General features: G+C 72.0%; 18 protein-coding genes and 1 pseudogene. 10 read left to right on the top strand and 9 right to left on the bottom strand.

Annotated elements, in window-relative coordinates:
- Positions 1 to 36: 36 nt before the first annotated feature.
- A complete protein-coding gene (locus tag P8A20_RS29330) occupies positions 37 to 1038 on the bottom strand; it encodes a glycosyltransferase family 2 protein (RefSeq protein ID WP_147962156.1) in 1002 nt (333 codons plus the stop codon).
- Positions 1035 to 1856: a glycosyltransferase family 2 protein gene (locus P8A20_RS29335; protein ID WP_261988898.1), complete on the bottom strand. Its 822-nt coding sequence runs from the start codon at positions 1854 to 1856 to the stop codon at positions 1035 to 1037. Before P8A20_RS29335 ends, P8A20_RS29330 begins: the two co-directional genes overlap by 4 nt.
- An 842-nt stretch (positions 1857 to 2698) precedes the next feature.
- Here P8A20_RS29335 and P8A20_RS29340 point away from each other — a divergent pair.
- Positions 2699 to 3508, top strand: a complete 810-nt coding sequence (locus P8A20_RS29340) for an SGNH/GDSL hydrolase family protein (protein WP_147962157.1) — start codon at positions 2699 to 2701, stop codon at positions 3506 to 3508.
- A 28-nt stretch (positions 3509 to 3536) separates the two neighbouring features.
- On the opposite strand, the gene P8A20_RS29345 is transcribed toward P8A20_RS29340, so the two are convergent.
- On the bottom strand, positions 3537 to 4700 hold the full coding sequence (locus P8A20_RS29345) for a serine/threonine-protein kinase (protein WP_147962158.1): 1164 nt from the start codon (positions 4698 to 4700) through the stop codon (positions 3537 to 3539).
- 208 nt (positions 4701 to 4908) lie between these two features.
- On the opposite strand from P8A20_RS29345, the gene P8A20_RS29350 reads away from it, so the two are divergent.
- A complete protein-coding gene (locus tag P8A20_RS29350) occupies positions 4909 to 5172 on the top strand; it encodes a hypothetical protein (protein ID WP_104790182.1) in 264 nt (87 codons plus the stop codon).
- Between the two features lie 45 nt (positions 5173 to 5217).
- Here the strand turns inward: P8A20_RS29350 and P8A20_RS29355 are convergent.
- The 4 genes and pseudogenes from P8A20_RS29355 to hmgA form a co-directional block, all read right to left on the bottom strand.
- Positions 5218 to 5374, bottom strand: a pseudogene (locus tag P8A20_RS29355) (CoA transferase); the annotation flags it as partial.
- 24 nt (positions 5375 to 5398) lie between these two features.
- Positions 5399 to 6622, bottom strand: coding sequence for a type ISP restriction/modification enzyme (locus P8A20_RS29360; RefSeq protein ID WP_306104525.1), 1224 nt, complete (start codon positions 6620 to 6622; stop codon positions 5399 to 5401).
- Between the two features lie 98 nt (positions 6623 to 6720).
- A complete protein-coding gene (locus P8A20_RS29365) occupies positions 6721 to 7494 on the bottom strand; it encodes a GntR family transcriptional regulator (RefSeq protein WP_261988899.1) in 774 nt (257 codons plus the stop codon).
- A 43-nt stretch (positions 7495 to 7537) separates the two neighbouring features.
- On the bottom strand, positions 7538 to 8857 hold the full coding sequence (gene hmgA, locus P8A20_RS29370; protein ID WP_306104526.1) for a homogentisate 1,2-dioxygenase: 1320 nt from the start codon (positions 8855 to 8857) through the stop codon (positions 7538 to 7540).
- A 110-nt stretch (positions 8858 to 8967) separates the two neighbouring features.
- Between hmgA and P8A20_RS29375 the strand changes: the two genes are divergently transcribed.
- The 6 genes from P8A20_RS29375 (at position 8968) to P8A20_RS29400 (ending at position 17481) form a co-directional block, all read left to right on the top strand.
- Positions 8968 to 9597 carry a TetR/AcrR family transcriptional regulator gene (locus tag P8A20_RS29375; RefSeq protein ID WP_306104527.1) on the top strand — a complete coding sequence of 210 codons (630 nt, stop codon included), beginning with the start codon at positions 8968 to 8970 and terminating at the stop codon, positions 9595 to 9597.
- A gap of 152 nt (positions 9598 to 9749) precedes the next feature.
- A complete protein-coding gene (locus P8A20_RS29380) occupies positions 9750 to 11930 on the top strand; it encodes a molybdopterin oxidoreductase family protein (RefSeq protein ID WP_306104528.1) in 2181 nt (726 codons plus the stop codon).
- 121 nt (positions 11931 to 12051) lie between these two features.
- On the top strand, positions 12052 to 13491 hold the full coding sequence (locus P8A20_RS29385) for a CitMHS family transporter (RefSeq protein WP_147962163.1): 1440 nt from the start codon (positions 12052 to 12054) through the stop codon (positions 13489 to 13491).
- Positions 13491 to 14747: an MFS transporter gene (locus tag P8A20_RS29390; protein WP_306104529.1), complete on the top strand. Its 1257-nt coding sequence runs from the start codon at positions 13491 to 13493 to the stop codon at positions 14745 to 14747. The genes P8A20_RS29385 and P8A20_RS29390 overlap by 1 nt, the downstream gene beginning before the upstream one ends.
- A gap of 228 nt (positions 14748 to 14975) precedes the next feature.
- Positions 14976 to 16370 carry an aldehyde dehydrogenase family protein gene (locus tag P8A20_RS29395; RefSeq protein ID WP_147962164.1) on the top strand — a complete coding sequence of 465 codons (1395 nt, stop codon included), beginning with the start codon at positions 14976 to 14978 and terminating at the stop codon, positions 16368 to 16370.
- A gap of 31 nt (positions 16371 to 16401) precedes the next feature.
- A complete protein-coding gene (locus P8A20_RS29400) occupies positions 16402 to 17481 on the top strand; it encodes a Zn-dependent alcohol dehydrogenase (protein WP_147962165.1) in 1080 nt (359 codons plus the stop codon).
- A 132-nt stretch (positions 17482 to 17613) separates the two neighbouring features.
- Here P8A20_RS29400 and P8A20_RS29405 read toward each other — a convergent pair whose 3' ends face one another.
- Entirely contained in the window at positions 17614 to 18555 is a 942-nt protein-coding gene (locus P8A20_RS29405; protein WP_147962166.1) for a DMT family transporter, read from the bottom strand.
- A gap of 97 nt (positions 18556 to 18652) precedes the next feature.
- Complete coding sequence (locus P8A20_RS29410; RefSeq protein ID WP_306104530.1) at positions 18653 to 19315, bottom strand: TetR/AcrR family transcriptional regulator; 663 nt, start codon at positions 19313 to 19315, stop codon at positions 18653 to 18655.
- A 65-nt stretch (positions 19316 to 19380) separates the two neighbouring features.
- Between P8A20_RS29410 and P8A20_RS29415 the strand changes: the two genes are divergently transcribed.
- Together P8A20_RS29415 and P8A20_RS29420 are read left to right on the top strand one after the other, a co-directional pair.
- Positions 19381 to 20532: an acyl-CoA dehydrogenase family protein gene (locus P8A20_RS29415; protein WP_147962168.1), complete on the top strand. Its 1152-nt coding sequence runs from the start codon at positions 19381 to 19383 to the stop codon at positions 20530 to 20532.
- A 146-nt stretch (positions 20533 to 20678) separates the two neighbouring features.
- Positions 20679 to 20969 carry a YiaA/YiaB family inner membrane protein gene (locus P8A20_RS29420; protein ID WP_147962169.1) on the top strand — a complete coding sequence of 97 codons (291 nt, stop codon included), beginning with the start codon at positions 20679 to 20681 and terminating at the stop codon, positions 20967 to 20969.
- The last annotated feature ends 82 nt before the right edge of the window (positions 20970 to 21051 follow it).

The raw sequence follows: 21051 nt of genomic DNA on the forward strand, positions 1-21051 counted from the left end.
GGATCGGCACGGCGCCGCTCCCGAGGTCGTCCCCGCTCACCGCACCTCCTCCCGTGCGTCCGCCGGTTCGATCGGGGGCACGGCGAACGACACACCGTCACGCCGGACCCGCGCGCTGCCCACCGCGTAACCGGCCGCCGCCGCCAGCACCCCCGTCACGACGGCGCCGGTGCGGCCCGCTCCGCCGGGACGGCCCAGCAAGAAGTCCCGTACGCCCCGCAGCACCCCGGCCGGGAGCACCCGGGTGGTGTAGCGGCGCTCGGACTCCAGCCCCCGGGCGGCACCGACGCTCCTGGCGACGAGCGCCTTCGAGAGCCCCTCGGCGTACGCGCGGGTGCGGAAGTACCCGAAACGCTCGCGCGCCGCCGGGACCTTGTGGCGGATCACGGCGCGGTCGTCGATCAGCACCACGGCCCGGGGACGCGCGCGGGTGAGACGGATGCAGAACTCGGTCTCCTCACCGCCCAGTGGCCGCTTGTCCCCGTCCCGCCCGATACCGGTGGCGAAACCGCCCGCCGCGTCGAACGCCTCGCGGCGGAAGGAGGCGTTGCCGCCGAGGACGTTCCGTACGCGGACCGTGCCGGGCGGCAGTCCCCGATAGGTGCAACCGACGACCCAGTCGAACTCCTCGGGGAACCAGAGCGGTCTGCGCCCCGAGGCCCACGACGGGAGGGTCCGGCCGCCGACGGCCATCACCTCCGGATCGTCGTAACCCCGGTCGAGGTGACGCAGCCAGTCCCGCCCGGCCACGGCGTCGTCGTCGAGGAAGGCGACGATCGTGCCGCGGGCGGCCGCGACACCCGTGTTGCGGCCCGCCGACAGCCCGCGCGGACCCGCGTTCGCGAGGACCCGCACCCCCGGGGAGCCCCGGTACTCGTCCGCCAGACGGCTCAGCAACGCCGGGTTGTGGTCGACGACCACCAGGGTCTCCTCCGCCGGCAGCGACTGGGACCCGACCGAGGCGACCGCTTCGAGGATGTCGTCCCAGCGCTCCTCGGTGTAGACGCAGACGACGACGGAGAAGGCGCGTGGCGTCACAGCAGCTGTCCCCGGCCGATGACCGCGGGAGCGGTCGCGGTCCGGCGGCGCACCCGCTTCTCCGTGAGGATCACCCGCAGTACGCGCAGTCCGTCGCGCACGGCGCTGAGATTGCTGACGCCGTGGATGCGGTTGTACTCGTGGCTCGGCACCTCCTGGACCCTGAGACCGGCCTTGACCACCCTGATGTTCATCAGGGTCTCGATCTCGAAGCCGGTGCAGTCCAGGGTGATCCTGTCCAGGCAGTGCTTCCAGAAGGCGTTGTAGCCGTAGCAGAGGTCGGTGTAGCGGGCCCCGAACTTGCGGTTGACCACCGCGCACAGCGCCCGGTTGCCGAGCTTGCGGACGGGCGTCATGTCGTCCGTCCCGCCACCGTTGGCAAAGCGGGAGCCCTTGGCGAAGTCGGCCCCGCCGACCAGGGCGGAGACGTAGCTGACGATCTCCCCGCCGTCCGCCGAGCCGTCGGCGTCGACCATCACGATGATCTCGCCGGTGCAGGCGGCGAAGCCACTGATCAGGGCGTCCCCCTTGCCCTTGCCGGTCTGTTCGACGACCACGACGTCCGGGCGGAGTTCGCGGGCGACACGGACGGTGTCGTCGCTCGAATTGCCGTCGACGAGCACGACTTCATGAATCCAGTCGGGCAGCGTACCGAACACATGGGGAAGATTCGCCGCCTCATTCATGGCGGGGATCACGACACTTACCGGTGGCGCTATCGCGAGATGCGAGGAGATCGGTCGGTATTCGCTCTGTATTCGAGCGGATCCGGTCTCTTCCGTGACAGGTCTGATCGAGGAAGGCAGGGCTGAACTCATGAGTCTTTTCCCTCTCGTCCGGTGGACGGCCCGCCCCCGGGCAGTCCGGCACAAAGGTCCGGTTCGAAAGGGGGGTTCTCACCCCGGCCATGACGGCATGACGCTCCGAGCTGGCTGGATGAGCTGGCACAACTGGCCGTACGGCGGCCGACTCGACTGAGTACGGCCGCTGGGCACGGCACCCCCCTACCGCGCCCCGCTCCGGTGTCCACCGCGGCTGCCTGAGCCCTCCCCTGGAGCCGCCTGCGTGATGGGCCGTTGCGGGTTGATCTACGACGGTATTAACGATTGGAACTGTATGGCAAGACATGCAATGACGTCTCACCCTTTTCGGACTTTGACGGAACTGTCACATGTGGCCACGGAATTGATGCCTCCTGTTTCCCGCGATGTTCCGGGCCTCCCGGAGTTGTTCCACAAGGGAAATGATCAGCGTCGACCCGGAAATGATCAGGCGGAATTCCACGCTGACCTGCTGTTCGGTGCCGGCGGACGGCTGCGGCCGGTGACGCGGCTGTCGGCCGCTACCCGGTGGAGGTGGCGGTTCGGTCCGGTCGCGCCGGGACCCGGCGGCCGGGCGTGCGGTGCGGGGGCTGGGTCACTAAGTGAGAAAAGAGGGTGAAAGGGGCGCACGGAGGTGGGCCGCGCACCACCTCTCGGCAGGTGACCCGTGCGCGTGGCAAGGTTTGCCCTGCTTCATGCCTGATGTCGGAGTCCGGTGTGGCGCATCCTCAGGAGCCCCGCGAGAAGATGTTGTTCAAGCTTCTTGGCATGGACACTTCCGGAATTCCCGTCGGTACTGCTACCACGGAGTAGGCAGAGATCCTGCCCAAGGAGGTTCCATGAAAATGTCCAGACTCGTGGCGTTCTCGTCCTCTCTTCTCCTCGGTACCGTTCTCGCCCTGACCGGCGTGGGCGTCGCCCAGGCCCAGGAGTCCGCCGCGGCCGTCGACTACGTCGCGCTGGGGGACTCGTACTCGTCGGGCGTCGGCGCCGGCAGCTACGACAGTGCGAGCGGTGACTGCAAGCGCAGCACCCGCGCCTATCCCGTTCTCTGGAAGGCGGCCAACAACCCCGCCTCCTTCGCCTTCACCGCGTGCTCGGGCGCCAGGACCGGTGACGTCACGGCCGGTCAGCTGGGCCCGCTCAGCTCCGCCACCGACCTCGTGTCGATCTCCATCGGCGGCAACGACGCCGGCTTCGCCGATGTCATGACCACCTGTGTCCTGCAGTCCGAGGCCACGTGCCTGAGCCGGATCGCCACCGCCCGCGCCTACGTGGACTCGACCCTCCCCGGCAAACTGGACTCCGTCTACACGGCGATCAGCGCCAAAGCGCCCTCGGCCCGCGTCGTCGTGCTCGGCTACCCCCGCTTCTACAAGCTCAGCGGCAGCTGCGTCGCCGGTCTGAGCGAGAAGGAGCGCACCGCCATCAACGGCGCCGCCGACTACCTCAACGCCGCCACGGCCAAGCGTGCGGCCGACCACGGCTTCACCTTCGGCGACGTCACCCCGACCTTCACCGGACACGAGATCTGCTCGGGCAGCGCCTGGCTGCACAGCGTGAACTGGCTCAACATCGGTGAGTCCTACCACCCGACCGCCGCCGGGCAGTCGGGTGGCTATCTGCCCGCCCTCAGTTCCAAGGCCTGACCCGTACCCCTGTAGCGGGCGCCGGGGCTCAACCGTGCGTGGAGGAGGGGGTTCCGTCCTGCGGAGCCCCCTTCCCTTGCGTCGTCGTGGTGTCCGCCGGCACCTGCGCGGGCGAGCTCGCCGACCAGGTCGTCAGGGCCGCCGTGCCGCCGCTCCTGTCGTCCGGGTCGTCGTCGCCCGCCAGTGCCCATACGAGACCTCCGGCGACGAGCAGTGTGACCACCGCCGCCACGGCCACCAGGACGCCCGTGCGGCGCGTGGTCCCGGTGGGTTCCGGCAGATCCGCGGCCGCCCCGCCACCGCCGCCCGTCGCATCGGTAACGCCCGCCGGCAGGGGGGAGGGTGGGGCGGCCGGCGATCCGGTGCCGCCCGCGGCCAGGATCCGCAGCCGACGTTCCGCCTCCCCGGCGGTGAGCCGTTCGGCAGGATCCTTGCGCAGCAGACCCTCGATGACCGGCCCGAGCGCACCGGCCCGTTCGGGAGGCGGCGGCTCCTCCTCACCCACCGCGCGCAAGGTGCCCGCCGGAGTGCTCCGGCCGAAGGGCGACCGGCCTTCGGCCGCGACGTACAGAAGCACTCCGAGCGACCAGAGGTCGGATTCCGGCCCCGGCGTGCGCCCCAGCGCGCGCTCGGGCGCCACATGGTCCGGTGAGCTGACCGGCTCACCCGCCAGGGTGAGTTCCGGCGTCCCGCGGTCCGCGGTGATGCCGAAGTCCTTCAGCATGACCCGGCCGTCGTTGGCCAGCAGTACGTTCCCCGGTTTCACGTCGCGGTGCAGCACACCGGCCTCGTGGCCGCCGCGCAGCGCAGCGAGCACCTCCGCTCCGATCCTGGCCGCACGCCGCGGGGACAGCGGGCCGTCGGCGGCCAGGACGTCGGACAGGGTGAGTCCACGGACCAGCTCCATCACGATCCAGGGCCGGCCGCCCTGGGTGACCACGTCGTGGACGGTGACGACATTGCGGTGCGTGACGCGCGCCGCCGTGCGGACCTCCCCCTCCAGGCGGGAGTGCAGCCGCTCGGCCTCGGCGGCGGGCAGGGCCGCGGGGATCCGCACCTCCTTGACGGCCACCTCGCGCCCCAGCACCTCGTCACGGGCACGCCACACGGTGCCCGCCCCGCCTTCGCCCAGCGGGTCCAGGAGGCGGTAACGATCCGCGATCACACGTCCGGTGTCCGGGGCTTCGCTCATCGGTGACCCTCCATCAGCAGCGTTGCGCAGTACGGACGAATCACCTCCAAGCTAACTCAACTCGCCCCGGGGTCGACAGGATCCGGTAACGGGCCGTCAACCCCCGTGTACAGGCGTGCAATCCTGCGGCCGGGATACACGAGTGTCACTGCGGGACGATAGGGTTAACCTGCCCGGGCCGGGTGCCCTCGTACGGGTGGGGAGTGACATGGAACAGATAACGGTGCGCAGCAGGCCGCGTGTGCCTGCGATCACATGTGGGAGCGGTGCGACCAGTTCGCGCCTCGACCGTCATCTCGCGGTGCTGGGCGGTCCTGCCGTTCCGCAGCGTGAGTCGGCCGAGGCGACGCTGCTGATGCTCGAGCTCACGTCGCGCGACGCCGCGCACACCCGCAGGAGCAGGAGCGCGCGTGTCTCGCTCTTCGCCCCCCTGCGGCGACTGCGGCGCTCGCTCTTCGGCAGCCGCCGCTGACCGACGGCTGTCACGACAGGTCCGGCCCTCGCTGAGGGCCGCGTCCACGATCACTCCGTTCCGGCGCAGTGCTGCTGTCCGCCCGTCCGTCATCCCCAGGGCGTGGCAGCGTTGCGTCGGTGTGTTCCCCCAGCGCCGGTACGGCACCCATCGGCGCCCCGCCCGGCAGTGCGACCGCCGGTACCCGCGTACGGAGGCGGCCACCTTCCCCCCGGCACCCCCCGTCTCACAGCAACGCGAACTGCCCCTCGGGGCCCTCCTCGCGATGGTCCAGCACGGAGGCGGGCCGACGGGCCCAGGCAGGCACGGGAAGTACCCCGGCAGCGCGCAGCCCGTCCCGGGTGAGCGTGTCCGCCCTCCCGACCGCCTCCCGCAACTCCTCCTGACGGGGACGCAGTCCGGCCAGCAGCGCCAGGACGGTGATCAGCTCCAGGAGTTCCGACGTCCGTTCCCGCGGCCAGTCCCGCGGCCCCACGGCGGCCAGTCCCTCCGCCGCCGCCGTACGGCGCTCGAACCATAGCTCCAGCACGCGCACACCGCCGACGCGGAAGTCCCAGGCCGCGGCCGGAACGGGCGAGACCCGCCCCTCGCCGATCACGAGCACCTCCTCCCCGGCGTCGAAGCTGATGCTGTCCGGCCGGGGCCCGATCGCGGCCCGTACGTACGGCCGCCGGCCGCCGGGCAGGCGTGGACGTTCCCCGCCGCGTGCCCCGCGCAACTGGAGCCGCATCAGCTCCTGCCCGAGTTCCACGCCCTGCGCCCAGAGGCCGCCGCCCATGGGCAGCGGGACGAGGGGGCCCGCGGGGGAGGGCCTGGCGGCGGCGAGGATCCAGGCCAGGACGGATTCGGCGGTGACCGGGGCCCCGTACCGCTCGGACAGGAGGGCGGTCAGTCCCGGTGCGAGATTGGGCTCCTGCCCTCCCGGCCGCCGGTGGAGCGGCCTTGTCCGGCCCGGCCGCCCCGCAGGTGAGTGACCGTCCGGCAGCAGCGCGGTCGCGGACAGGCACGGACCGTCGTCCTGGGGCACGTATCCGTGCTCGACGGCGAAGATCTGGTGTCCGTCGGCGACGCGCCACAGCTCGGGGCGGGCCGCGTCGAGCAGCCGGTGGTCGGGAATCAGCCACTGCTTGTCGAAGGGGCCGTGCAGGATCCGTACGGGTTCCGGGTAGGGGCCCGGGTCACGGGCGAACGCGCCGGTCCCGGTGGCCGTGCCCGGAAGCGCCGCGGCCGGGGACAGTGGAGTACGGGAGCGGCTGGGCCGGAACAGGCGTTCCTGTTCCGCGCCCTCCGCCCGTGCCAGCAGGTCCCAGCGGGCCCGGAGCGATGAGGCGTCGGGGGCCGTCACCCAGGGACGCCCCGTTCTCAGGGGGCGTACCGACCAGGGCATGAGGTCGTCCAGCAGCGGGAGCGCATCGCCCCCGCCGGCTCCGGCCGCCACCCGTGCTGCCACCGTGCGGTCCTCCCCGTCGCCACGTCCGCCGCCTCCGGCATCGTAACGACCTCTCTGCGACGACCCCTCCGTGACGCCCCTTCGCACCGGTCCCCGCGTCAGTGCGCGTCCACGGTCACCGAGAAGGAGAAGCGGTCCCCGCGGTAGCGGATGCGCGCCACGTCCACCACCGAGCCGTCCTCGTCGTACGTCACCCCGGTGTAGTGCAGGATCGGGCTGAGCAGCGGGACCTGGAGCAGCTCGGCGGTGGCGGGGTCGGCGAGGCGCGCCTCGACGGTGTCCGTGATCCGGGAGATGCGTACGCCGACGACGTCACGCAGCACCTTGGTCATGGGCCACCGCTCCAGATCGGTCACGTCGAGCCGGGCGGCGGTCTCCGGGCGCAGCGCGTTCTCCGCCCAGTTGGTGGGCTCGCCCGTCCCCTCGTCGCGGCGCAGCCGCCGGTAGCTGACCACCTCCGGGCAGTCGGGGAAGAACTCCGCGAGATCGCCGGGGACGGGTGTCCGGCCGTGGCCGAGCACGGTCGTGAGCTCGCCCGACTGCTGGGCGACGATCGTGTCGATCGATCCCAGCAGCCGGACCGGTGACACCCGCCGTGCACGCGGCTCGATGAACGTGCCGCGCCGCCGGTGTCTGCTGATCAGCCCCTCGCTCTCCAGCTCCTTGAGGGCCTGGCGCATGGTGAGCACGCTGACGCCGTAGTGCGCGGCGAGCTGTTCCTCGGTGGGCAGACGGGCCGAGGCGTCCTGGGGGCGGCCCAGTATGGACGCCCGCAGGGACTGCGAGACCTGGTACCAGAGGGGCAGCTTCCGGTTCAGCACCAGGGAGTCGGGGGCGAATCCGGGCCGGCTCGCCTCGTTCACCTGATTCATCCGGTTCACCCGATCTCTCCGAGGAGTGGCCGGCGGTGCGGTCTCACGGCCGGAAGTTGCGGCTCAGACCCTGCCACACGTCGTCGTAGCCGCGCTGCAGATGGTCCGCCCCCGCGGCCTGCGCGGTCGCGGTGACCGGCCAGCGGGTCTCGAACATGAACGCCAGACCGTCGTCGATCCTCTGCGGCACCAGCTCCGCCGCGCTCGCCCGGTCGAAGGTCTCACGGTCCGGGCCGTGAGCCGACATCATGTTGTGCAGCGAGCCGCCGCCCGGCACGAACCCACCCGCCTTCGCGTCGTACGCGCCCTCGATCAGGCCCATGTACTCACTCATGACGTTGCGGTGGAAGTACGGCGGCCGGAACGTGTCCTCGCCGACCAGCCAGCGCGGGGCGAAGACGACGAAGTCGACGCCCGCGAGCCCCGGGGTGTCCGACGGCGAGGTCAGCACGGTGAAGATCGACGGGTCGGGGTGGTCGTAGCTGATGGTGCCCATCACGTTGAAGCGGCGCAGGTCGTAGACGTACGGCGTGTGGTTGCCGTGCCAGGCGACCACGTCGAGCGGTGAGTGGTCGTACGTCGCCGACCAGAGGTTCCCGCAGAACTTGTTGACCACCTCTACCGGGCCCTCACGGTCCTCGAACGCCGCCACGGGCGCCAGGAAGTCCCGTGCGTTGGCGAGGCCGTTGGCGCCGATGGGCCCCAGGTCGGGCAGGACGAACGGCTGCCCGTAGTTCTCGCAGACGTAGCCGCGGGCCGTGGTGTCCAGCAGCTCGACGCGGAAGCGAACGCCGCGCGGGACCAGCGCCACATGGCCGGGCTCGGCCCGGAGCAGGCCCAGTTCGGTGCGGAGCAGGAGGCCGCCGTGCTCGGGGACGATCAGGAGCTCCCCGTCGGAGTCGCCGAACACCCGGTCCGTCATGGAGGTGTTCGCGCTGTACAGGTGCACGGCCATGCCGGTGCGCTGGGTGGCGTCGCCGTTGCCCCCCAGCGTCCACAGGCCGGCCAGGAAGTCCGTGCCGGGCGCGGGGTCGGGGAGCGGGTCCCAGCGCAGCCGGTTGGGATCGGGCACCGTCTCGGTGAACGGACCGGTGCGCAGGGTGCCGTTGTCGACCCGGACGAAGGCGGGATGGGCGGCCGAGGGGCGGATCCGGTAGAGCCAGGACCGGCGGTTGCGGGCACGGGGCTCGGTGAAGGCCGAGCCGCTGAGCTGTTCCGCGTAGAGCCCGAGGGGGGCGCGCTGGGGCGAGTTGCGGCCGTGGGGCAGGGCGCCCGGGACGGCCTCGGAACTGTGCTCGTTGCCGAAGCCGGACATGTGGCCGAGGTTCTCCGCCGCTTTTCTCGCCTGCTCGATGCCGCTCATCACGCGCTCCCGTCGGAAGGGGGACCCTGTGGATCCCTGACGAGGAATCCTATGGATCACCGTAGGAATCGAAACGGGGCCCGTCAACGGCATACGGGCATCATGGAGCCGTGTCCCACGCTCATACGAACCTCCGGCGCGTCCCCGTGCAGCAGCGCAGCGCCGACCGCCTCGCCCGCATCCTCGACGCCGGAGCCGCGCTGCTCGACGAGGCCGGCTACGAGCAGCTCTCGACCCGGGCGGTGGCCGACCGGGCCGGTGTCCCCATCGGTTCCGTCTACCGCTTCTTCCCCAACAAGAGGGCGCTCGTCGACGCCCTGGCCGAGCGCAACCTGGAGGTCTACGCGGGGCGGGTCGTCGCCCGGCTCGAGGCGATCCCGGAGCGTGAGTGGCGTGCGGCCATCGACGCCGTGCTCGACGAGTACCTGGCGATGAAGCGCTCCGTCCCCGGCTTCGCGCTCGTCGACTTCGGCCCTCCCGTACCCACCGCGGGTCCGCTGGACGAGGAGGTCAACCGGCGCGTGGCGGGGCGGCTGACGGAACTGCTCTCCGGCCATCTCGGCCGGGGGCGCGACGGGGCGGCCGACGACGCCGCACTCCTGCGCACGGTCCTCGTCTGTGTGCAGGCCGCCGACGCCCTCCTCCAACTCGCCTTCCGGGCGGACCCGGTGGGCGACCCGGACCTGATAGCGGAGACCAGGATCCTGCTCCGGGCCTACCTCGCGGGAGTTCTCGGATAGCGGGCGGGTGGGCGGCGGCACAACGGGTGGCTCCAGGCCCTCGCCCCCATCCGTACCGGTCGGTATGCTCGGTCCGCCGGGTGCCGCGCCCGCCGGACGCGCCGCGGGACGCCGGATCACGCCCGCGCGCCACCGCCGCCCCGGGAGGGCCCATGTCCCACGATTCCCGCACCGCTCTGCGGATCTGCCCGCTCTGCGAGGCCACCTGCGGACTCACCCTCACCATCGAGGGAACGGCGGTCACCGGCGCCCGCGGTGACCGCGACGACGTCTTCAGCCAGGGCTTCGTCTGCCCCAAGGGCGCCTCCTTCGGGGGCCTGGACGCCGATCCCGACCGGCTGCGCACCCCGCTCGTCCGCACGGACGGCGTCCTGCGCGAGGCGACCTGGGGCGAGGCCTTCGACGCCGTCGCCGCGAGGATCCCCGCCCTGACCGCGGAACACGGCGAACAGGCCGTCGGTGTCTACCTCGGCAACCCCAACGTGCACACGATGGCAGGCGGGCTCTATCCGCCCCTGCTGCTGTCCGCGCTCGGCACCCGCAACGTCTTCACGGCCAGCACCCTGGACCAGATGCCCAAGCACGTCTCCAGCGGTCTGCTCTTCGGGGACGCCCAGGCCATACCCGTACCCGACCTGGACCGCACCGCCCACCTGCTGCTGATCGGCGCCAACCCGCTGGAGTCCAACGGCAGCCTGTGCACCGCCCCCGACTTCCCGGGCAGACTCAAGGCGCTGCGCAGGCGCGGCGGAACCCTCACCGTCATCGACCCGCGCCGGACCCGCACCGCGCGCCTCGCCGACCGGCACGCCGCGATCCGCCCCGGCACCGACGCCCTCCTGCTCGCCGCGCTCACCCAGGTCCTCGTCGAGGAGAAGCTCACCGACCCCGGCGCGCTCGCCGAGCACCTCGAAGGCTACGACGAACTGACAGAAGCCATCGCGGACTTCACCCCCGAAGCCGTGGCGGAGGCCTGCGACCTGGACGCTCCGACCATCCGGGAGATCGCCCGCGAACTGGCCGCGGCGCCCGCCGCCGCCGTCTACGGGCGCATCGGGAGCTGCACCGTCGAGCACGGCACCCTGGCCAGCTGGCTCGTCGACGTGCTCAACATCCTCACGGGCAACCTCGACCGCCCCGGCGGCGCCCTCTTCCCCCTCTCCGCCACCGCCCGAGCCCCTCGCGCTGCCGCGCCCGGCAAGGGCTTCTCCCTCGGCCGCTGGACCAGCCGGGTCTCCGGACACCCCGAGGCCAAGGGTGAACTGCCCGTCAGCGCCCTCGCCGAGGAGATCGAGACGCCGGGGGAGGGCCGGATCCGGGCCCTGATCGTCATCGCGGGCAACCCGGTGCTGTCCGCCCCTGACGGCGACCGCCTCGACCGGGCACTCGCCGACGGCCTCGACTTCATGGTCAGCGTCGATCCGTACCTCAACGAGACCTCCCGGCACGCCGATGTCGTCCTGCCCCCGCCGCCTCCCTCGCAGGGCGCCCACTTCGACTTCGCGCTCAACTCCCTGGCGGTGCGCAACCAGGTGCGCTACAGCCGCCCCGCCGTCCCGCTGGAGGACGGCCGGATGGACGAGGGTGAGATCCTCGCCAGGCTCGTCCTCGCCGTCGGCGGCATGCACGGCGCGCCGCCCGAGGCCGTCGACGATCTGGCCATCGGCGCCGCGCTGGCCAGGGCGGGAGCCCCCGAGGCGCTCGCCGGTGAACTGACCGGCCGCACCGGTGCCGAACGGCGGCTCGACCTGATGCTGCGCCTCGGCCCGTACGACCTCACGCTGGAGCAGCTCCTCGCGCATCCGCACGGGATCGATCTCGGCCCGCTGAAGCCGCGCCTCCCGCAGGTGCTCAGGACCCGCAGCGGACGCATCGAGCTGTTCCCCGCGCCGATCGCCGCCGACCTGCCCCGGCTGCGTGCCGCCCTCGGCGCGCGGCCCGCCGGGCTCGTACTCGTCGGCCGCCGCCATCTGCGGTCCAACAACAGCTGGATGCACAACGTCGCGTCGCTGCGCGGCGGCACGAACGTCTGCACCCTGCAGATCCACCCCGACGACGCGGCCCGGATCGGGCTCCGTGAGGGTGACACCGCCCGGATCACCGCGGCGGGCGGCGAGGTGGAGGCGTCGGCGGAGATCACCGACTCGGTGCGGACCGGAGTCGTGAGCCTTCCGCACGGCTGGGGGCACAGCCGTCCGGGCACCCGCATGTCGGTGGCCGGAGCGGAGCCGGGTGTCAACGTGAACCAGCTCCTGGACGGCACGCTCCTGGACCCGCTGTCGGGCACCGCTGTACTCAACGCCGTCCCCGTCGCCGTAACACCAAGTCGTTGACCTGGGGTTTTGCTCGTATTGCTCACACGTCAACATCTTGTTAACGCCGCAGAAGGGCCCCTAACGTCACTCGGACCGCCGGCACCGGTGAGAGTTCAAAGGTGAACGTTAGGTAGCCCATATGTTGACAGTCCTCGGCTTCGCCATGATCGCGACCTTCCTGGTCCTGATCATGACGAAGAAGATGTCCCCGATCGCGTCACTGGTCCTGATCCCCGCCCTGTTCTGCGTGGCCGTAGGGCAGGGCGCGAAGCTGGGTGACTACGTCATCGAAGGGGTCGGCACCCTCGCGCCGACCGCGGCGATGCTGATGTTCGCCATCGTCTACTTCGGCGTGATGATCGACGTCGGCCTCTTCGACCCGATCGTCCGGGCCATCCTGCGCTTCTGCAAGGCCGACCCGATGCGGATCGTCGTCGGTACGGCTCTGCTCGCCGCGATCGTCTCGCTCGACGGTGACGGGTCCACCACCTTCATGATCACGGTCTCGGCCATGTACCCGCTCTACAAGCGGCTGAAGATGAGCCTGGTCGTGATGACCTGCGTCGCCGCCACCGCGAACGGGGTCATGAACACCCTGCCCTGGGGCGGCCCCACCGCCCGGGCGGCCACCGCCCTCAAGGTGGACGCGGCCGACATCTTCGTGCCCATGATCCCCGCCCTGGCCATGGGCCTCCTCGCCGTCGTCCTCCTCGCCTTCGTCCTGGGCCGCCGCGAGCGCAAGCGGCTCGGCACGCTCACCCTCGACGAGGCGCTGGTGACCGAGCCCGAGACCGTCCTCGTCGGCGCGGGCGGCGGGGACCGGCTCACGAAGACGCCGAAGGGCCGCCCCGGCACCGCGACCGGCCCCGGCACCGCTGCCGGCGCCGGTGGTGCGGGGAGTGCGGACGTCGCCGAGGACGAGGACGAGGAGCAGGAGTTCAAGGGCCTCGACCCCAACAGGTCCACGCTGCGCCCCAAGCTCTACTGGTTCAACGCCGGCCTCACCGTGGCCCTGCTGGCCGCGATGATCATGGAAGTCATGCCGATCCCCGTGCTCTTCCTGATCGGCGCGGCCCTCGCCCTCACCGTCAACTTCCCCCGCATGCCCGACCAGCGGGCCAGGATCGCGGCCCACGCCGACAACGTGCTCAACGTCTCCGGCATGGTCTTCGCCGCCGCCGTCTTCACCGGCGTGCTCACCGGCACCGGTATGGTCGAGCACATGGCGGACTGGCTCGTCGGGGCGATCCCCGACGCCATGGGCCCGCACATGGCCGTCGTCACCGGCGTGCTGAGCCTCCCCCTCACCTACTTCATGTCCAACGACGGCTTCTACTTCGGAGTGCTGCCCGTGCTTGCCGAGGCCGGCGCCGCCCACGGCGTCTCCCACCTGGAGATCGCCCGCGCGTCCATCGCCGGTCAGCCGCTGCACATGTCGTCCCCACTCGTGCCCGCCGTCTACGTCCTGGTCGGCATGGCCAAGGTCGAGTTCGGTGACCACACCCGGTTCACCGTCAAGTGGGCCGTGCTCACCTCTCTGGTGGTCCTCGGCGCCGGAATCCTCTTCGGAATCATCTGATGCCTCCGGAACCACGGCCCGGCAGGGGCTGGCTGCTGCGCCTCGTCATCGCCTTCGCCTTCGCGCAGGGGGCGGTGTCGATGGCGCGGCCCGCCGTCTCCTACCGGGCTCTCTCGCTGGGCGCCGACGAGCGCGCGATCGGCGTCATCGCCGGCGTGTACGCGCTCCTGCCGCTCTTCGCCGCCGTACCCCTGGGCCGGCGGACCGACCACGGGCGCTGCGCACCGCTGCTGCCGGTCGGGGTCCTCCTGATCGGCGGCGGCTGCGCGCTCAGCGGCACCTCCGGCTCCCTCACGACGCTGGCCGCCTGGAGCGGGGTCATGGGCCTCGGCCACCTCTGCTTCGTCATCGGCGCCCAGTCGCTCGTCGCCAGGCAGTCCCCGCCGGCGGAACAGGACCGCAACTTCGGCCACTTCACCATCGGCGCCTCCCTCGGCCAGCTGATCGGCCCGATCGCCGCGGGCTTCCTCATCTCCGAGAAGGACGGCGCGATGGCCCGTACGAGCGCCCTCGCGCTGCTCGTCTCGGCCGCCGTCGCCGCCGTCTCCCTCACCTCGCTGTGGCGCATCGAGCACCGCAGGACCGCCGGATCGTCCCGGAAGGCGGGCCCGAAGGTGCCGGTGGGCAGCATCCTGCGCACCCGCGGGGTCCCGGCCGGCATCTTCATCAGCCTCGCCGTGCTCAGCGCCACCGACATCCTCACCGCCTATCTGCCGGTGGTCGGCGAGCACCGAGGTATCGCGCCCGCCACCGTGGGCCTGCTGCTCAGCCTCCGGGCCGCCGCCACCATCGCCTGCCGGCTCGTGATGACACCCGTGCTGCGCCTGGTCGGCAGGACCGCCCTGCTCTCCGCTACCTGCCTGCTGGGCGGCCTCCTCTGCGCGGCCGTCGCCCTGCCCGTGCCGGTGTGGGGGCTCGCCGTGATGCTCGCCGTACTGGGCTTCTGCCTGGGGTTCGGCCAGCCCCTCTCGATGACCACCGTCGTCCAGGCCGCACCCGCGGCGGCCCGTTCCACGGCGCTCGCCCTCCGGCTCACCGGGAACCGGCTCGGCCAGGTCGCGGCCCCGGCCGCGGCCGGACTGATCGCCGGTGTCGCGGGCACGGCGGCGCCGTTCGTCATGCTGGGCGCACTGCTCGTGGGCGCGGCGGGACTCGGACTGCGGGGCGGCGGGACGGACGCGGCTGCCCCGGGCCCCACGTCGTCGGCCCCCGCACCGCGTGCCGGACGCTCCCGGGCCGAGCGGAACCCCGCCTGAGAACACGCCGCCCGCGGCTGCCCGGCGAGCCGGTCCCGCACGGCCCGTGGCAGCCCCCGGCCGTGCGTGCGAGGGTTGCCGCCGGCCGGGCGTGATCTGTGTCTCCGGCCCTTCTCCGGCGCTTCCCTGGCGCCAAAAAACTAACAGCGCTAGTTTGGGCCCGGGACGGCATCCGTCCGTACGAGCACGGCTTCGGCGGCAGGCACAGCGAGCCCGGGAGGGACAGCCATGAAGGCGCATGACGGGATGTACATCGGCGGGGAGTGGCGGCCCGCCTCGGGCCAGGACACGATCGCGGTCGTGAACCCGGCGGACGAGCAGGTCATCGGCCATGTTCCGGCGGGTACGGCCGAGGACGTCGACGCGGCGGTACGCGCCGCACGTGCCGCCTTCCCCGGCTGGGCGGCCACCCCGCCCGCCGAGCGCGCCGAGAGGATCGCCGCGCTGCGTGACGTACTCGCCGCCCGCAAGGACGAGATCGCCGAGACGGTCACGGCGGAGCTCGGCTCGCCGCTGCCGCTCTCCCAGGCGGTGCACGCCGGCGTTCCGGTGCTGGTCGCCGGTTCCTACGCCGAACTCGCCGCCTCCTACTCCTTCGAGGAGAAGCTCGGCAGTTCGACGGTCCTGCTGGAGCCCGTCGGCGTCGTCGGCGCGATCACACCCTGGAACTACCCGCTCCACCAGATCGTCGCGAAGGTGGCCCCCGCGCTGGCCGCCGGCTGCACCGTCGTCCTGAAGCCCGCGGAGGACACCCCGCTCACCGCGCAGCTCTTCGCCGAGGCCACCCAGGAGGCCGGCCTGCCCGCCGGCGTCTTCAACCTGGTCACCGGCATCGGGGCGGTCGCCGGTCAGGCGCTGGCCGAGCACGAGGGCGTCGACCTGGTCTCGTTCACCGGGTCCACGGCCGTCGGCAGGCAGATCGGCGCCACCGCCGGAGCGGCCGTCAAGCGCGTCGCCCTGGAGCTGGGCGGCAAGTCCGCCAACGTGATCCTGCCGGGCGCCGACCTCGCCAGGGCCGTCAACGTCGGCGTCGCCAACGTGATGTCCAACTCCGGCCAGACCTGCAGCGCGTGGACCCGGATGCTGGTCGACGCCGAGCGGTACGAGGAGGCCGTGGCGCTCGCCGCCACCGCGGTCGCGAAGTACGTGCCGGGGGAGCGGGTCGGCCCGGTCGTCAACGCCAAGCAGCAGGCCCGGGTCCGTGGATACATCGAGAAGGGTGTCGAGGAGGGAGCCCGCCTCGTCGCGGGAGGCCCCGAGGCGCCCAAGGACCAGGGCTACTACGTCAGCCCCACGGTCTTCGCCGACGTCACCCCGGACATGACCATCGCCCAGGAGGAGATCTTCGGCCCGGTCCTCTCCATCCTGAGGTACGAGGACGTGGACGACGCCCTGCGGATCGCCAACGACACCGTGTACGGGCTCGCCGGCGCCGTCTGGGGCGCGGACGACGCGGAGGCCGTCGCCTTCGCCCGCCGCATGGACACCGGGCAGGTCGACATCAACGGCGGCCGCTTCAACCCGCTGGCGCCCTTCGGCGGTTACAAGCAGTCAGGGGTGGGCCGTGAACTCGGCCCGCACGGCCTCTCCGAGTACCTCCAGACCAAGTCCCTCCAGTTCTGATCCGCCCGACGACCCACCGAGGAGTCTGTTCGTGGTCCGCGCCGCTGTACTGCCCGCCGTCGGAGCTCCGCTGGAGATCACCGACATCGAACTCCCGGAGCCCGGCCCCGGCCAGGTGAGCGTCTCTCTCGCCGCCGCCGGTGTCTGCCACTCCGACCTGTCCCTGTCCAACGGCACCATGCGGCTGCCGGTCCCGGCGGTCCTCGGCCACGAGGGCGCCGGCACGGTGCTCGCCGTCGGCGAGGGCGTCACCCATGTCGCCGCCGGTGACCCGGTCGTCCTCAACTGGGCGCCGTCCTGCGGCGCGTGCTTCCACTGCGGGATCGGCGAGGTCTGGCTGTGCGCGGACGCGCTGAAGGGCGCCGCGAACATCCACGCCCGTACGGCCGACGGCACCGAGCTCCACCCGGGCCTCAACGTCGCCGCCTTCGCCCAGGAGACCGTCGTCGCCGCGAACTGCGTGCTGCCCGCCCCGGCCGGCATCCCGCTCGACGACGCGGCACTGCTCGGCTGCGCGGTGCTGACCGGATACGGGGCGGTCCACCACTCCGCGCGGGTGCGTGAGGGCGAGAGCGTCGTCGTGTTCGGTATCGGCGGGGTCGGCCTGGCCGTCCTCCAGGCGGCCCGTATCGCAGGGGCGTCGAAGATCATCGCCGTGGACGTGTCCCCGGAGAAGGAGGAGCTGGCCCGCCGGGCCGGGGCCACCGACTACGTCGTCGCCTCGGACACCACACCGCGCGCCGTACGCAAGCTCACCGGCGGCCAGGGCGCGGACGTCGCCGTGGAGTGCGTCGGCCGGTCCGCCACGATCCGCGGGGCCTGGGAGTCGACCCGCCGTGGCGGCCGCGCCACCGTCGTCGGCATCGGCGGCAAGGACCAGCAGGTGACCTTCAACGCCCTGGAGATCTTCCACTGGGGCCGCTCCCTCACCGGCTGCGTCTACGGGAACAGCGACCCCGCCCGCGACCTGCCGGTGCTCGCCGAGCACATCCGCGCCGGACGGTTCGACCTCTCCATGATGGTCACGGAGCGGATCTCCCTGGACGGCATCCCGGCGGCCTTCGACAACATGATCGCGGGCAAGGGCGGACGCGCGCTGGTCGTGTTCTAGACGGTTCCGGACGGCGCCACGCCGCCGGTGGGGCCCGCGACACGCGGCCCCACCGCCCGGCCGCGCCGAGCCGTGGGCCGGATGGTCCCTCCGGGTGTCCCGCTCCGGAGGGACTCCGGAGGGACGACGCCCTCAGGCGGCCGTGGCGGTCTCCGCCTCCTCCCGCGCCTTTCGCGCACGGGTCCGCGAGACCGCGACCCCGGCCAGGCAGAGCAGCCCGCCCGCGACGGTGAGCAGCGCGGGCACCTCGTCGAGCAGCAGCCAGGACATCAGCACCACCAGGGCGGGCACCGCGTACGTCGTCGCGCCCATCCGCCCCGCCGTGGTGCGGGCCAGCGCGTAGGCCCAGGTGGTGAAGGCCAGCGCGGTCGGGAACACCCCCAGGTAGATCATGTTGAGCGTGGCGGACACCGGGGCGTCGGCCGCCTCGGAGACCAGTACGCCGGTGAACGGCAGGCACGCGAGCGTACCGATCAGGCAGCCGAACGTGGTGATCTGCAGCGGCGACCCGTGCCGCAGCGCCGGCTTCTGGATGACCACCCCGCCCGCGTACGACAGTGCGGCCACCAGGCACAGGACCACACCGAGCACCGATGAGCTCCCGTGTCCGGACATGGAGAGACCGACGACGACGGCGCCCGCGAACGAGATCCCCATGCCCGTCAGCAGGCGGCGCGGCAGCCCCTCACCGAGCAGCTTCGCGCCCAGCAGCGCCATCAGGATCGGACCGACGTTCACGATCATGGCGGCCGTGCCCGCGTCGACCTGCTGCTCACCCCAGTTGAGCACCACCATGTAGAGCCCGAACCAGAGCAGCCCGGAACCGATGATGCCCGGCCACGCGGCCCGCGCGGGCAGCCCCTCACGGCGTACGAGCAGGATCACGCCGAGGGTCAGGGTGCCGGCGAGCAGCCGGCCCAGCGCCAGTGCGCCAGGTGAGTACGCCTCACCCGCGCTGCGGATGGACACGAACGCGGAGGCCCACAGGAGGACCGTGGTGCACGCGGCGGCCGGGGCGCGCCAGTCCCGGCCGGTGCCCGGCGCGGCGGGGCGCGCTGTCGGAGTCGTCGTCATGGACCTGACGGTAGGCCGGGAACGCTTCGGGACCCACCGAATTGCCGGCTCCCGTCAAGTGTCGCGGGCTCGACGCCCCGGACGCTCCGACCGGGCGCTACGGCTCCGCCCGGACCGTGCGTCCGGCCGTCCGCTCGTACTGGAACGCGAGGCCGTCCAGCAGGGCCCGCAGCCCGGTCTCGAAGGCGCCTTCGTCGACCTGCTGGCGGCGGTCGGCCAGCAGGTGGGCCTGGCCGAGGTGGGGGTAGTCGGCCGGGTCGTACGCCGTCTCGTCGTCGACGAACCCGCGGGCGAAGGAGCCCAGCGCGGACCCGGTGATGAAGTAGCGCATCAGCGCGCCGATGTAGGTGGCCTGGGCGGGCGGCCAGCCGGCCCGGACCATGGCCCCGAAGACGGCGTCGGCCACCCGCAGACCCGCGGGACGCCGGCCGGGCCCCTGGGCGAGCACCGGGACGATGTGCGGGTGCGCGGCGAGGGCCGCGCGGTAGGAGACGGCCCAGTCGTGCAGGGCGGCGGGCCAGTCGCGCGGGTCGTCCTCCTCGAACATCGACAGGTCGACCTGGGCGGACACGGAGTCGGCGACCGCGTCGAGGATCTCGTCCTTGTTGCGGAAGTGGTTGTAGAGCGAGGGGCCGCTGACGCCGAGCTCGGCGGCGAGGCGACGGGTCGAGACGGCGTCCAGCCCTTCGGCGTCGACGAGGGCGCCGGCCGCCTCGACGATGCGGTCTCTGCTGAGGAGGGGCTTGCGCGGTCGGGCCATGCGGCACATAGTAGGGCCTGCAAGCCTAAAACTAGCAGTGCTAATTAAAAGTGGGGTGTCGCAGGATGAACCTGGAGCTGAGCGAGGAGCAGGGCGCCGTACGGCAGCTCGCCGAGGACTTCGTCGCACGGGAGATCACCCCGCATGTCGTCGAATGGGACCGCGCCGAGAGTGTCGACAAGTCGATAGTCAAGAAGCTGGGCGCCCTGGGCTTCCTCGGGCTGACGATCCCGGAGGAGTACGGGGGCTCCGGAGGGGACCACCTCGCCTACTGCCTGGTGACCGAGGAGCTCGGCCGCGGAGACTCCTCGGTGCGCGGCATCGTGTCCGTCTCGCTCGGCCTGGTCGCCAAGACGATCGCCTCCTGGGGCAGCGAGGAGCAGAAGCGGCAGTGGCTGCCGGACCTCACCGCGGGCGAGGCGGTCGGCTGCTTCGGCCTCACCGAGCCGGGCACCGGATCCGACGCGGGGAACCTGAGCACGAAGGCCGTGCGTGACGGCGACGACTACGTCATCAACGGCTCCAAGATGTTCATCACCAACGGGACCTGGGCCGACGTCGTCCTGCTCTTCGCCCGCACCGGCGACACCCCCGGACACCGGGGCGTCTCCGCCTTCCTGGTGCCGGCCGACGCGCCCGGCCTGACCCGGCGCACGATCCACGGCAAGCTCGGACTGCGCGGGCAGGCCACGGCCGAACTGGTGCTGGAGGACGTCCGGGTCCCCGCCTCCACTCTCCTGGGCCCCGAGGGCAAGGGCTTCTCCGTCGCCATGTCCGCCCTGGCCAAGGGCCGGATGTCGGTCGCGGCCGGCTGTGTCGGCATCGCCCAGGCCGCCCTGGACGCGGCCCTGCGCTACGCGGGCGAGCGCGAACAGTTCGGCAGGTCCATCGCGAGCTACCAGCTCGTCCAGGAGCTCATCAGCGACATCTCCGTGGACGTCGACGCCGCCCGCATGCTGACCTGGCGTGTCGCCGACCTCGTCGACCGCGGCCAGGACTTCGCCACCGCGGCGTCCACGGCCAAGCTCTTCGCCTCCGAGGCGGCGGTCCGGGCGGCCAACAACGCCCTGCAGGTGTTCGGCGGATACGGCTACATCGACGAGTACCCCGTCGGCAAGCTGGTCAGGGACGCCCGCGTGATGACCCTGTACGAGGGCACCAGCCAGATCCAGAAACTGATCATCGGCCGGGCGCTGACCGGGGTCTCCGCCTTCTGAACCACCCCGGCGCCGGGGACCGGCACGGGTGCCCCGCGGCCTGGCCGGCCCCACCCGCCCGTGGAAGCGGCACGGGTGCCGATGAGTACCGGCTGAGTACGCCGACGGATACCGCGGGTACGCCATCGCGCCCGATGCTGTGCCACATGAGTGAGACGACATCGGTCAAGCAGCAGAGCACCGCCGCCTTCTACGGGCAGGCCGTCCTCTCCTTCGGGGTGGCGATGGGCGCGGTGGCCCTCGGCATCTTCTTCCTCGACGCCGACGGCTGGGTGCGGGCCTTCCTCGCCATCGGCGTCCTCTACCTCGTCACCTCGTGCTTCACCCTCGCCAAGGTCATCAGGGACCGGCAGGAGGCGGGGCAGATCGTCAGCCGGGTCGACCAGGCCAGGCTGGAGAAGATCCTCTCCGAACACGACCCCTTCCAGAAGCTCTGACGATCTCGCCCCACGAGCGCTCTAAGCGCTTGCTCAGGTTCGGGGTATGGTGTTCGTCCTGCGGGCGAAAGGGGCATGTGGC

This window comes from Streptomyces sp. Alt3, from assembly GCF_030719215.1.
Lineage (GTDB): Bacteria > Actinomycetota > Actinomycetes > Streptomycetales > Streptomycetaceae > Streptomyces > Streptomyces glycanivorans.